Origin of the sequence: Alicyclobacillus cycloheptanicus, from assembly GCF_028751525.1 — a bacterium.
Classification (GTDB): Bacteria; Bacillota; Bacilli; order Alicyclobacillales; family Alicyclobacillaceae; genus Alicyclobacillus_L; species Alicyclobacillus_L cycloheptanicus.
The window spans coordinates 3,183,625-3,196,763 of sequence record NZ_CP067097.1; the positions used below are offsets into that span (position 1 = coordinate 3,183,625).

Sequence of the window (13,139 nt, forward strand, 5' to 3'; positions counted from 1 at the left end):
GTTCGGCTCATGGCACCTGAAGCGTGACGCCGAACCGTTTGTGGAGGCCTTTGGCCACTCCGTTCAGGTCGATGGCAAGCGGACCGCCCGAAGCAGGGGATATCGTGAGCTTTTTGCCCGTCAAGAGGAAGTGCAGGTGTTCTGCCCGCCAGCCGCCTTCCCACACGAGTCGTTTGGCCAGTTGTATGAAGAGATGCAGCCGGCGGTTCGTCTTTGGTCCTTTGCCCGTCTGAATCTGGGTCATGGTCGACAATTCCGTTTGTGTAAAGCCGTACAGGTGCGAAGACCACAGCAAATAATGCGTGTGGGTCGTGTACCGTTCCGCGTTGATGTAGGTCCCCATCATATCCGTCATGGCTGCGTAGTACAACAGCTCGCGCACCGATGGGCCGAGATGGTGCAGAGGGCACAGCGCGTCAAACAGATGTACGGCGCAGTCTGCCACCTGTGCCGCCAGGTCTGGGTTGACATCAAACAAGGTGAGCATGTTGTGAACGCTGTGCTGTTTGACGTCGTTCAGCACCGGGGTCTCGCGGGTTTGAAACAGGTGTTCATAAAACAGTCCTTCGCGCAGCCCGCTGCCGCTGACCAGAAACCGCGGCGCTGCGATGCTGTCTGCCAAGGCGCGAATGACCGCAACGCCGGCGTGAATCATCTCGGCCCGTGTGTCGGAAAGCTTCCCCAGTTTTTGCCGCTCTTGAACCGAGCTTTTTTCGATCGCGCCGTAAATGCCTGCCAGGGTCGCCTCGTCAATCTCGTACCCGTGGTACCGGTTCATCTCGGTCGCGTGCATTTGGCGCGCGATTTTGGCGACGGCGCGCGCGGTGCCGCCGATGCCGACAATCGGCAGTCCCGAACACCCCTGAATCCACGCATGGTCTGCAAACGTATCCTTCATGAACTTGGTGATGGCCTGCGTTTGCTGCGCCTGCGGCACCTGCTGGAACCGCCGGGTCAAGGTCAGCGCGCCGAAGGGAATGCTGACGGCGTGGACCAGCTGCCGGTTCTGAACCTGCATCACCTCCGTGCTGGCGCCGCCGATATCCACGAACAGCCCATCGCGAATGTCCATCGTATTGATGACACCCAGGTAGCTGTACCACGCCTCCTCCTCGCCCGTCAGCAGACGGAAGGTGAGTCCAGTGTGGTCCTGCAGCCGCCCCAAGACCTCGGCGCGGTTGGCGGCTTGGCGGATCGCGGCGGTCGTCACCGGGATCCACTGCTGGATGCCGAACTGCTGTCCGGCGCTGCGGAATGCGGAAACATCGCGGATGGCCCGGTCGATGCCGGCCTCCGACAGGCCCTTGTCTGCATCGAGGTAATGCGCCAGCCGGGTGTTTCGTTTGAGGCGGAACGACGGCCGATACTGCCCTTGTTCGCCGATGACGTAGATGACCAGACGGGCCGAATTGGACCCGAGATCGATAATGCCAAGTCGGTTCATACATACACCACATTTATCGGATTCGCGCGGGACGCCGGACGGCAGCTCCCTGCGCGTCGGCAGTCTTTGGGAACGCGTCTTCTTTCCATGACATTTTGCTTGAAGGGGCGGGACGCGTCAAGTTGAACGAGATTGCGGCAAGGCCTTGTGGGTGCTACGGTAGACGTAGCGAACCAGGGCGGGGCGCGGTCAAGCTTCTGGCTGCCTGTACGGAAATGCCCGCAGGGGAGGATGCTGTATGAAAATTTACACAAGGTCAGGTGACGGCGGTCAAACCAGTCTCGTGTATGGCCGCCGGATTGATAAGGATGCGCTGCGGGTTCGGGCCTATGGCACGGTGGACGAGGCGAACTCGGTCCTCGGGGTGGCGCTGGCGGCCTTGCCGGCGGCTGCGCCCATGGAGGACGTGCGGGCGATTGGATGGCGCATCCAGCGTGATTTGTTTGATGTCGGGCGTGATTTGGCGACCCCTGAGGACCGGCAGACGGAGTCGCACATCACCCAGACCGACATTCAGGAACTGGAGCGGATGATTGACGCGCTGTGGGCGCAGGTGCCGCCTCTGCATCAGTTTGTGCTGCCAGGGGGGCAAGTGGGGGCGGCAATGCTCCACCATGCGAGAACCGTGATCCGCAGGGCGGAGCGGGAGGTCGTGGCGCTGGGGCGCGTCGAGCCGGTGCCGCCGCTCTTGCAGAAGTACCTGAACCGCTTGTCCGATTTGTTGTTCGCCATGGCGCGGGTGGTGAACGCCAGGACCGGGACAGACGAACCGACCGTGGATTTTCAGGCGGAGAAGGTGCGCCTGTTTCCTGAAGCGGCAGAGTCGAATCAACCGGCAGAGTCGAATCCATCGTCGCACGCGGCACTATCGGAGGAGGAACAACATGGATAGTCATCCAGCGTGGCGGGTGGCCCTGCTCGATTTGGACGGGACGCTGTGCCTGGGGACGCACGCGATTCCCGGCGCGCCCGCGTTTGTCGAGCGGCTGCGCAGGCGGGGGATGCAGCCCGTGTTTTTTACCAACAACGCGACGCGCACACCGGACGAGGTGTCCGCGATGCTGCGGGCCTGCGGCATTGCGTGTACGGCCGAAGAGGTGTGCACCGCGGCGCAGGCGGCCGCGCACGTACTTGCAAAGCAGTTCGAACGGGGGGCCTGTGTCGCGTACATCGGGATGAACGGGTTGCGGCAGGCGCTCGAGGTCGCCGGGTTGATGCCGATCGCGATGGACGACGCGGCCGAGGCGCAGCGTCGGGTCAGGGCTGCCGTGATGGGCCTGGACCGGGCGGTGACATACCCAAAGTTGGCGTGGTTTTGCCGGCATGTCGAGCGGCTTGGCGCGTATGTGTTGACGAACGGCGACCTGCGGGTGCCGATGGAGGATGGATTCGTGCCAGGCAACGGCGCGATCGGCAAGCTGGTCACGGCGACGACCGGCATCGAGCCATATGTGGCGGGCAAACCGAACAAAGCCTTCGTGCGGTTTGCCTTGCAGCGGTTTGGGGCGTCCGAAGCGGAGGCGGTGCTCGTCGGCGACAACCTGGCGACCGACATCGCCGCTGGGCGTTCGGCTGGCGTGTACACCATCTGGGTCGGCACGGGGGTGACGGCTGCGCCCGCGGTGGATGAGACGGGGGTTGTCACGCCGGATGCGCGGTGCGATTCGGTGGCGGACCTGTTTCGATAAGGGCTCAGGGCGCGGCGTGCGCCCGGATGTCGAAAAATATTTTGGGACGGAACAGATACTGTCGATCGCCCGTTCTGCCTTGTCCCACGCGGAGAAATCAGCGGTCTGCGGGTGGGCGGTGCGGGCATGGGCCGTCTTGATAGCCACATATCTAGTGTGTATAATCGTCGATGTGAAAGTTCATTGCGCTACATGTAGTTACTTGGAGCGGGGCGTTCCGAACAATCGGTGATTGTGCTCGGACAACCTTGGAACACGACGAGGAGACGGCAGCATCATGCGGTGCCCTTATTGCGAGGCAGAAAATTCACGCGTCCTGGAGTCGCGCACCAGTGATGACGGGACGACCATTCGCCGCCGCCGCGAGTGCGCGAACGAGGCTTGCGCGCGCCGCTTCACAACCTATGAACGGGTGGAGCAGCGGCCGCTCATGGTCATCAAGAAAAACGCCGACCGCGAAGCCTTTTCCAGCGAAAAACTCTATCGCGGGCTGGCCAAGGCCTGCGAGAAACGCCCGATTTCGACGGAGCAGCTGGAGACGGTGGTCAACACGATTGAGCGCGAGCTGCGGTTGGAATACGACCGCGAGGTGCCTTCCTCCGCGATCGGCGAGCGTGTGATGGAAGCGTTGCGAAAGCTGGACGGGGTCGCCTATGTGCGGTTTGCGAGCGTGTACAGGGAGTTCCGCGATGTAGCGACGCTGGCGAAAGAAGTGCTGGCATTGTTGAGTGAAACTTCTGACAAGCAGCAGGAAAGTACATAAGCACGTTTTTGGACTGCGTGTTTTCCGCATGAAGAGCGGACCTGTGCGATTGCGCCTGGGAGGCGCCGCTGCGGGGTGCCTTTGCGTGGACAGGGTTGTACGTCTGTGAGAGGAGTCGAATCATGGGACAAACTGTCGAACAAAGCATGCTGCCATTTACGGCAGAAGATTGGCTGGGAACCACTGGAGAGCGCATTGTCGCTGACCGTTATCTGTTGAAAGACGTGAAAAAAGAGACCTTGAAGGTTGGAGCCCTGGTGGTGGCTGTGCTCGACAAGAAGCGGGCCTATCACGAACTCGCGCGGGTCGTCGAGATCGACGAGCAAGCCAGCCAGGTGACGGTTGAACTGAAGGATGGCACCCGGGAGGTGCTGCCGGTTCAGCAGGTCGACGTGCTGCTGGAGACGAGTCCGCGGGAGATGTGGCGCCGTGTGGCAAAGGGCGCAGCGGCCGTCACCAAGCATCCGGAACTGTGGGAGGAGAAGTTCTATCAGCTGCAGAGCCGGTGGCGTTATGTCCCCGGCGGGCGAATCAACGCGTCCCTCGGCACCGGGATGCAGACGACGAGCTACAACTGCTTCGTGATTCCAAGCGTCGGACCCACTTTGCGCGACTATGCCGAGTCGTTCGGTCAGACCCTGGAAATCCAGGCGCGTAGCGGCGGTGTCGGCATGAACCTGTCCCGCATCCCGCCACAAGGGACACTTGTGCCGGTGGCGAGCGAGCCCCGTACAAGCCAGCTGCATCTGGTGCTCGACGTGTGGCATGCGGACCTGCCGGATTTTCTGGAAACGGCGTATCCGCACAGCACCAAGGTGGTGCGCGTCACGCGCGAGTTTTTGCGCGCCGTGGATGAAGATGCACAGTGGACCTTCCAGTTCCCGGAGACCAGTGTCGAAGGGTACGATGAACGCTGGACGGGCCGGTTGGAAGACTGGATCGCCGAAGGGCTTCCCGTTGTCGAGGGCGAAACGGTGTCCGCTCGGGCGTTGTACGACCAGATGCTCCAGCACGGGGTGCTGATTGTTTCTGACATTGTCGGGAGCGTCGTCTATCCAGGCGACCAGCGCAGCACGATTGCGTCCGCGCTCGGAGACATGTGGGAGCGCATGTTAGAAGGAAAGCGGGTCTCGGTCGTCCTTTCGTCGCTGCGGCCTCGGTACAGCTACGTCCGCGGCGTGAATGGCCGAAGCTCAGGCGCATACTCCTGGGGCCTCTTGTACGACAAGGGCAATCAGGTGTTCGGTGATGGATTTGGACCTGTCGGCGTCGGTGAAATCATGAGCGTCGGATGTCAGTTGACACTGCAGGGCGGTTCGCGCCGCGGCGCACTGATGCTGATTCTCAACGACCGCCACGCGGATATTCTCAAGTTCATTCGCTGCAAGCAGGTGGATGGCGTCATCACCGGGGCGAATATCTCGGTGGGTGTATCGGAACGCTTCATGGAGGCTAAACAGAACGGCGAAATGTGGCAGCTGGGGTTTGTGCCGCAAGGCGAAGTGGCGTCCTTTGACGGCGATTTTGACCGGTGGCTGGACGAACAGCGCACCTTCGAAGTGACGGAGGAACTGCCAGCGGACCAGCTGTGGGACGAACTCGTAACTTCCGCGTGGAAATCGGCGGAGCCTGGTGTGGTGTTCCTGGGCCGTGCCAACCGGATGTCCAACTCCTACTACTTCAATCCGCTGGTGGCGACGAATCCATGCTTCCATCCAGACACGCGCGTGGCGACGGAATTCGGGTTGATTCGCATTGAAGATTTGTATCAACGCGTCGGAAGACAATCGTTCAAGCTGGTGTCCGACGACCGTACGTGGGTTGCGTCCCGCGTCGTGAACGGCCGGTCGTACGCTTCTGTCGGTACCACGGTGCGTGAAGGCATTGTGTTTCCGACGGGCACCAAACCGACGGTACGTGTTGTGCTCGAAAACGGGATGGAACTGAAGGTCACCCCGGACCACCGCTTGCTGACTCGGTCCGGCTGGAAGGAAGCCGGGTTGCTGACGCCGGAAGATGTCGTGTACGTGCAGTCCGGGCAAGGACTGTTCCCGGCACGCGACGCGCTCGGGGAAGCGTGGGGCTGGTTCTTGGGATGGCTGACCGGTGACGGGTGGATCTCGACCAATGGGCAGGTCGGCCTTGTCTTTGGGCAAGAGGATGATGAAGCGGTAGAACGACTGCTTGCCGTCGGCAACCAGTTGAGCGGATCAGACGCTCACGTGACCACGCGGCCCAATGGCGTCCGACAAATCACGTGGAAACACAAGGCGTTTCGCGAGCGACTGCTGGCGTTTGGGGTAAAGCCTGTCCGAGCGCATGAGAAACGGGTCCCAGAGGTCATTTATCAGTCCACAAGACAGACCGTCACAGCCTATCTGCAGGCGTTGTTCAGTGCAGATGGAACGGTCGGAGACACGGATGAGTGGCATCGGACCGTGCGTTTGTCATCTGCGTCCAAGGCGCTGCTCCAGGATGTACAGCTTCTGCTGCTGCAGTTCGGCATCCACAGCAAGGTGTACGACCGACCCAAGCGCAGCCAGCGCAAATGTACGTACGTATCGAAAGCTGGGACGGAAACGACGTACGATGCCCATGCGCACTATGAGCTCGTCATCAGCGGCAACAACCTGGACGTGTTTCACCAGGAGATTGGGTTCCACCTCATCTCCCGCAAGCAGGCCCGCCTGACGAAGATTGCACGTCCGTCAAGGAGCATGGAAAAGTTCGAAAGCGCGGTTCAGGTCGTCGTTCCGGCGGAAGAAGTCCCTGTGTACGACATCCATGAGCCGGTCACCCACTCCCTCATCGCACAGGGCATGGTGGCGCATAACTGCGGTGAGCAGCCACTGCCGGCGAACGGCATCTGCAACCTTGGCGCCGTGGTGCTGAGCCGGTTCGCGGCTGGGTTCGAGGATTCCGGGGAGCGCATCGAGTTTGAGAATCCAGAGAAGGAAGCCGTCATTCGCGGCTGGCTGTCCAAGTACTTCGATGAGGAAAAGACAGACTTCCTCCTGCATCACGTGAAGTGGGAGGAGCTTGAAGAGACCACGCGCAGCGGACTGCGCTTCCAGGACGCGGTCATTGACGCGACCTACTATCCGTTTGAAGCCAACCGCATCAACCAGATGTCCGAGCGGCGCGTGGGCCTTGGCATCATGGGACTGCACGACCTGCTCTTGTTCTGCGGCATGCGCTATGGATCGGAGGAATCGGTGCACTTCATCGACGTGCTGATGGGGATGATGGCCGAATGGTGCTATCTGGAGTCTGTGGAGCTGGCCAAGGAAAACGGTCCGTTTCCGGCCTTTGACGCAGACAAGTTTCTGCAGTCCGGCTATATGCGCCAAATGGCGGCCGAACGCCCACATGTGGTGGAAGCGATTCGGGCGCACGGCGTGCGCAACGTGACCACCATGACCATTGCGCCCACGGGCACCACCGGCACCATGGTGGGGTGTTCGACGGGCTGTGAGCCGTACTACGCCTGGTCGTACTTCCGCAACTCCCGGCTTGGCATGTTTGAGGAAAATGCGACGATTGTCCAGGAGTACATGGATACGCATCCGGGCACCACGGAGCTGCCGTCGTACTTCCAAACCGCGATGGAACTCACGCCGGAAGATCACGTCCGTGTCCAGGGCGCCCTGCAGAAATGGATCGACAGCTCGATTTCGAAGACGTGTAACGCCCCGAACAACTACACGGTGGCGGATACGAAGCGGCTGTACGATTTGGCCTACGAACTGGGCTGCAAGGGCATCACGATTTATCGCGACGGGTCGCGCAGTGAGCAGGTTCTGTCCTTGAAAGAAGAGGAATCGAAAGCTGCGGGTGAGCAGCAGCCGGAGTCTGGGTCTGTTGGGCAGGAAGGCGGGGCGGCCGCAGCAGCAGGGCAGGTTGCTGCCGCGGTCCAACCGGTGAAGAAGTCCAGCCATGTGCCGTATGAAAAACGCAAGCGGCCAGCGGTTCTGTACGGCGCGACCTACCGCAAGGACACGCCGCTTGGGAAGGCATACATCACAATTAACGACGACCCGGAAGAGCATGTCGCGCTGGAGATGTTCGTGAACATCGGGAAGGCCGGCAGTGACGTGTACGCTTCCAACGAGGCGCTGGGCCGCGCCATTACGCTGTACTTGCGCGATTCCCGGAATCCCAACAAGGAAGCGGAGCTGGTGCGTCACTTCTCGGGGATTGGCGGGTCCAATGCCGTCGGTTTCGGGAGCCAGCGGATTACCTCTGTGCCCGACGCCATCGCCAAGGCCCTGATTGAACACTCCGAGACCTTCCCGCTTCGCAAAGCTGCGTTCTCCGAGTGGGCGTCCACGGCGGAACAGAGCGCATCTGCGGAACCGCAAGCCAGTGCCGGACACACCGATGCACCGCAGGGTTTGCGTTCGTACACCATCGGCAAGGACTTGTGCCCAAACTGCCATCAGCATGCGCTCGTCCACACGGGTGGCTGCTACGAGTGTGAGGCGTGCGGGTACAGCAAGTGTTAGTGGGGTACTGCGCCGAGATTGATGCTGTATAAATACAGTGAAATGAAGGGAAACCGGCGTATGCACATGCATATGCCGGTTTCACGGTATCCGGGTAAGGAGAATTGAAGACAGGATCAGGCACGGCACGATTTTCTTCGCGTTGCGTTTTTTTATCAGGAATTAAACTCCTTGTGCCATTGTCCTGTCCAATCCACCCGTGAACCTCGCGCTTTAGGGCAGCGGTACGTGAAACTTCCAAAGAAAAAACACCACAATGACCACTGACAGGGGATAAGCCCACTGCGGCTTTCTGTGGTGCAGGCGAATCATCGGAAACATGATGCAGTCAAAGAGCAGGCTCCAACCGATGTCCCACCCGTGGGCGTAGCGAATTCTGCCCATGCGAAGCTCAACCCATTCCAAGGCGAGGAAAATCGCGATCCACTTCAGCATATGGATAGCCTGCTGCATCGGTTGGCGCGGGTAATTGGACAGGTACACCAAGACGGCGCAGGGTTGACTGATGAATACATAGAGAAGGTCCGTGAGTGTGTGGGTCGGCAACAGCCTGTCCGGCTGGAAGTCCCACATCGCATAGTCCCTTGTGATGAACTCATAAAGGAGGGTCGCCACCGCAACGTAGAGGATGGTCTTGTGGTAGGCGGCGATGTGTCTCCAGTCTCCCCTTTGCCAGGCGAGCAGAAGTGCGCAAATGGCGATGACGATGTGCATCCACAAATTCCTTCTTATTCGTTTTGTGGAAGTTTGTGCCGAATGCGCACGGCTTATTCTGAACGGCACCCTGCGTGGATGCATAGCCGTCCCCGAAAGCGCAGATGATGAGCGCGACATGGTTGGACCTTGCGGGAGGTGTTTGTTTGGCGGTGGGTTCGGATGACCATGACCGTCTCGATGTGCAGCGCGGGGAGGACGGCATCCACATTGGCTTTGTCACCCTCGTATCCATCGTGGCGGCTGTCGGCGGGTTGTTGTTCGGGTATGATACATCTGTTATCTCCGGTGCCATCGGGTTCATGCAAGCCCTCTTTCATTTGAGCAACTTCATGAAGGGCTGGGCGGTCTCGTGCTTGACCGTGGGCGCGGTGCTCGGCGCAGCGGCGGCTGGGTCGTTGAGTGACCGCTTCGGCCGCAAGAAGATGCTGATTGTTGCGGGTATCCTGTTCTCTGTGGGTTCCATCGGATCGGCGCTGTCGAACCACATGGGGTGGTTCGTCACCGCGCGCATCGTGGGCGGCGCCGGCATCGGCGTGTCGTCTACGCTGGTGCCGATTTATATCGCCGAGATCGCGCCGGCACACCTGAGGGGACGGCTGGTGTCGCTCAACCAACTGGCGGTCGTCATCGGCATCTCCGCGATTTACTTCGTCAACCGCTGGGTTGCGGGCGCGGGTTCGCCGCGTTGGGACGTGACCACCAGCTGGCGCTGGATGCTGGGGCTTGGCATCATTCCGGGAATCGTGTTCATGGGCCTGCTCCTGACGGTGCCGGAGAGTCCCAGATGGCTGTTGAAGCAGGGGGCAGCGAACCGCGCGTTCGCCATCCTGGAGCGGTTGAACGGGGCCCGTGAAGCGAAAGTACGGATGGAGGAGATGAAGCGGTCGATTCAAAGCGAAACCGGGCGCTTGGGGGTCTTGCTGCAACCCGGGTTTCGCGCGGCGCTCGTGATTGGGATTGTGCTGGGCGTGCTGCAGCAGGTGACCGGCATCAATGCCATTATGTACTACGCGCCGTCCATCTTCCAACAGACCGGCGCCGGAACGAACGCGCAACTCACGGAGACCATCATCGTCGGGCTCGACAACCTGGTCTTCACCATTCTTTCGCTGTGGCTGATTGACAAAGTGGGCCGCAAAGCGCTGTTGTTGACCGGCGCATTCGTCATGACCATCAGCCTCGTCGTCGTGGGCGCGCTGTTTCAAACCGGTAACACGTCGAGTCCGCTCATTTTGGTCTTCATCCTGGTGTTTGTAGCTGCGTTTGCGATCTCGTTTGGACCCGTGGTCTGGCTGGTCATCGCGGAAATTTTCCCTACCCGCATTCGCGGCCGCGCCACGGCGATTGCCTCTGTGGCCCTGTGGGCTGCCGACTACCTCGTTTCACAGACCTTTCCGGTCCTGCTTGGCAGCGCTGGCCCGTCGATGACCTTTTGGATGTTCGGGTTGATGTCGATTGTGGCGTTTTTGTTCACCCTGCTGGTCGTTCCGGAAACCAAAGAGCGGACCTTGGAGGAAATTGAGCAGCACTGGGGCCGCCGCCACACTTCTTCGCCGTAGACCGCCAGGCCCCGCGCGGAGGATGTCCGGCGGGCGAAAGTGCGGTACATTGAGTATAACGACGCGTTCCGAACAAACGCTGGATGAAGGGGAAATCAAGATGCACATCGGGATGATTGGACTGGGCAAGATGGGGTTGAACCTCGCGTTGAATATGACCGATCACGGTCATCAGGTCACCGCCTTTGATGTCAGCGAGGACGCGATGGCGCGTTACCAGGCCGAAGGCGGGGAGGTGGCAGCGTCCATCACCGCACTGGTCGAACGGATTCCGTCGCCGCACATCGTGTGGGTGATGGTGCCCTATCAGTTTGTCGACAGCGTGCTGTCGGAACTCCGGTCGGCCCTGTCGCCTGGCGACATTGTGATTGAAGCGGGCAACTCCAGGTTCCAGGACAGCATGCGGCGGGCCGAAGCGTTTCGGCAGGAGCAGATGTTCTTCTTCGATGTCGGCACCTCCGGCGGGATGGAGGGGGCGCGCCGCGGCGCATGCTATATGATTGGCGGAGATGAGGACCAGTTTTCGGTGATTGAACCGCTGTTTCGCGACACGGCCGTGCCGAACGGCTACGCGTATCTGGGTCCGTCGGGCAGCGGACACTTTGTGAAGATGGTGCACAACGGTATTGAGTACGGGATGATGGCGGCGATTGGCGAGGGATTTGAGATTCTGGAGAACAGTCAATTTGACCTTGACTACGTCCAGGTGGCCCGTGTGTGGGCGAACGGCTCTGTCATCCGCGGCTGGTTGATGGACTTGGCCTTGAATGCCTTTACGAAAGACCCGAAGCTGGCGTCGATTCGCGGTGTAATGCACGCATCCGGCGAAGGGTTGTGGACGGTGGAAGAAGCGCTGCGCACGCAAACGCCTGCGCCTGTGATTGCGTTGTCCCTGATGATGCGCAACCGCTCGCTGCAGGAAGATACCTTTACGGGGAAAGTGGTCGCGGCGCTTCGCAATGAATTTGGCGGACACGCTGTGGAGCGCAAGGGAGAATAGCGATGGACGATCAAACGTTTATTTTGTTCGGGGCGAGCGGGGACTTAGCGAAGCGGAAGGTCCTGCCCGCTTTATACAACCTGCATCGGGACGGCAAGATGCCGCGCAGGTTCACCGTGATTGGCGCCTCCAGGCGCCCGTACTCGCGCGAAGCCTTTCAGGGGTTGGTCATGGATGCCCTGCATCAATACTCGCGTCATCCGGTCGATTCCGATGAAACCACGGCCGAATTTCTGGACAGATTCCACTACGTTCCGTTTGACGCGGGCAACGCAGACGATTACACAGCGTTGAAGGGATACCTGGAGGACCTCGAAGCACGCGCCCATCTGCCCCAGAACCGCCTCTTCTACCTGGCGATGGCGCCGGACTTCTTCGGCACCATTGCGGTTCAGCTCCAGGCGTCGGGATTGACCAGCGGGACGGGATGGAAGCGGCTGGTCATTGAAAAACCGTTCGGGCACGATTACCGCTCTGCCGCGGAGTTGAACCGTCAGGTGTCCGCGGCCTTTGACGAGCGTGAGGTGTTTCGCATTGACCACTACCTGGGCAAGGAGATGGTGCAGAACATCGAGATCATTCGATTCGCGAACTCGATTTTCGAGCCGTTGTGGAACAACCGATTCATCTCGAATGTGCAAATTACCTCCAGTGAAGTGGTCGGTGTGGAAGACCGCGCGGCGTATTATGAAAAGGCCGGGGCTTTGCGGGACATGGTGCAAAACCATATGATGCAGATGTTGATGCTGATCGCGATGGAGCCGCCCAGCCGGCTGAATACGGAGGCGATTCGCGACGAAAAGGTGAAAGTCCTGCGTTCTTTGCGGCGGTATGACGAGGCGAAGATTGCCCAAAACGTCGTGCGCGGGCAGTATCTTTCCGGCAGGGTCGGCGGCCAGGAGGTGGTGGGGTATCTGAACGAACCGGGTGTGGCGCCCACTTCCACGACGGAGACGTTCGTGGCGGCGAAGTTGTATGTGGACAACTTCCGGTGGGCGGGGGTCCCGTTCTACATTCGCACAGGCAAGCGGATGAAGGAAAAGATGACGAAGATTGTGGTGCAGTTCGAATCCATCCCGGACAAGCTCTTCTTTAACAAGGACAGCAGCCTGGCACCCAATTTGTTGACGATTCATGTCAATCCGGTGCAGGGGATGGAACTCTCCATCAATGTTGAGCAGGAAGAGAGCGGACGGGTGGAACCGAGCGAAATTGATTTTACGCGCGAGTCCCGCAATTCGCCGGAGGCTTACGAACGCTTGATTGAAGACGCCATGACGGACGATCCGACCTTTTTTACACGCTGGGACGAGGTGTCGCTGGCGTGGAAGTGGGTCGATCCGATTTCTGAGGCATTTCAACAGCATCAGCCGCTGTATCCTTATATCGCAGGTTCGACCGGCCCGGCAGCCGCTGACGAACTAATTCGGGCGGATGGTTTTCGATGGTGGAACGGATGAGAG

9 protein-coding genes are annotated in these 13,139 nt (G+C 60.0%); 7 read left to right on the forward strand and 2 right to left on the reverse strand.

Features of this window, described 5'->3' with window-relative positions:
- Nucleotides 1-7: 7 nt before the first annotated feature.
- Nucleotides 8-1,444: a Ppx/GppA family phosphatase gene (locus tag JI721_RS14795; protein ID WP_274455624.1), complete on the reverse strand. Its 1,437-nt coding sequence runs from the start codon at nucleotides 1,442-1,444 to the stop codon at nucleotides 8-10.
- 238 nt (nucleotides 1,445-1,682) lie between these two features.
- On the opposite strand from JI721_RS14795, the gene JI721_RS14800 reads away from it, so the two are divergent.
- From JI721_RS14800 to JI721_RS14815, 4 genes are all read left to right on the forward strand, one after another.
- Nucleotides 1,683-2,336: a cob(I)yrinic acid a,c-diamide adenosyltransferase gene (locus tag JI721_RS14800; protein ID WP_274455625.1), complete on the forward strand. Its 654-nt coding sequence runs from the start codon at nucleotides 1,683-1,685 to the stop codon at nucleotides 2,334-2,336.
- Nucleotides 2,329-3,132, forward strand: coding sequence for an HAD-IIA family hydrolase (locus tag JI721_RS14805; protein WP_274455626.1), 804 nt, complete (start codon nucleotides 2,329-2,331; stop codon nucleotides 3,130-3,132). Before JI721_RS14800 ends, JI721_RS14805 begins: the two co-directional genes overlap by 8 nt.
- 277 nt (nucleotides 3,133-3,409) lie before the next feature.
- Entirely contained in the window at nucleotides 3,410-3,895 is a 486-nt protein-coding gene (gene nrdR / locus JI721_RS14810; protein WP_274455627.1) for a transcriptional regulator NrdR, read from the forward strand.
- Between the two features lie 122 nt (nucleotides 3,896-4,017).
- On the forward strand, nucleotides 4,018-8,400 hold the full coding sequence (locus JI721_RS14815; RefSeq protein ID WP_274455628.1) for an LAGLIDADG family homing endonuclease: 4,383 nt from the start codon (nucleotides 4,018-4,020) through the stop codon (nucleotides 8,398-8,400).
- Nucleotides 8,401-8,613: 213 nt separating this feature from the next.
- On the opposite strand, the gene JI721_RS14820 is transcribed toward JI721_RS14815, so the two are convergent.
- Entirely contained in the window at nucleotides 8,614-9,114 is a 501-nt protein-coding gene (locus tag JI721_RS14820; RefSeq protein ID WP_274455629.1) for a CBO0543 family protein, read from the reverse strand.
- 152 nt (nucleotides 9,115-9,266) lie between these two features.
- On the opposite strand from JI721_RS14820, the gene JI721_RS14825 reads away from it, so the two are divergent.
- From JI721_RS14825 to zwf, 3 genes are all read left to right on the forward strand, one after another.
- Entirely contained in the window at nucleotides 9,267-10,676 is a 1,410-nt protein-coding gene (locus JI721_RS14825) for a sugar porter family MFS transporter (RefSeq protein ID WP_407654117.1), read from the forward strand.
- A gap of 100 nt (nucleotides 10,677-10,776) precedes the next feature.
- On the forward strand, nucleotides 10,777-11,676 hold the full coding sequence (gnd, locus tag JI721_RS14830) for a phosphogluconate dehydrogenase (NAD(+)-dependent, decarboxylating) (protein WP_274457889.1): 900 nt from the start codon (nucleotides 10,777-10,779) through the stop codon (nucleotides 11,674-11,676).
- A 2-nt stretch (nucleotides 11,677-11,678) separates the two neighbouring features.
- Complete coding sequence (zwf, locus tag JI721_RS14835) at nucleotides 11,679-13,136, forward strand: glucose-6-phosphate dehydrogenase (RefSeq protein WP_274455631.1); 1,458 nt, start codon at nucleotides 11,679-11,681, stop codon at nucleotides 13,134-13,136.
- Nucleotides 13,137-13,139 lie beyond the last annotated feature (3 nt).

Coding starts and splice junctions, on each gene's coding strand:
- JI721_RS14795 (WP_274455624.1), bottom strand. CDS start 1,444: ATGAACCGACTTGGCATTATCGATCTCGGGTCCAATTCGGCCCGTCTG.
- JI721_RS14800 (WP_274455625.1), top strand. CDS start 1,683: ATGAAAATTTACACAAGGTCAGGTGACGGCGGTCAAACCAGTCTCGTG.
- JI721_RS14805 (WP_274455626.1), top strand. CDS start 2,329: ATGGATAGTCATCCAGCGTGGCGGGTGGCCCTGCTCGATTTGGACGGG.
- nrdR (WP_274455627.1), top strand. CDS start 3,410: ATGCGGTGCCCTTATTGCGAGGCAGAAAATTCACGCGTCCTGGAGTCG.
- JI721_RS14815 (WP_274455628.1), top strand. CDS start 4,018: ATGGGACAAACTGTCGAACAAAGCATGCTGCCATTTACGGCAGAAGAT.
- JI721_RS14820 (WP_274455629.1), bottom strand. CDS start 9,114: ATGCACATCGTCATCGCCATTTGCGCACTTCTGCTCGCCTGGCAAAGG.
- gnd (WP_274457889.1), top strand. CDS start 10,777: ATGCACATCGGGATGATTGGACTGGGCAAGATGGGGTTGAACCTCGCG.
- zwf (WP_274455631.1), top strand. CDS start 11,679: ATGGACGATCAAACGTTTATTTTGTTCGGGGCGAGCGGGGACTTAGCG.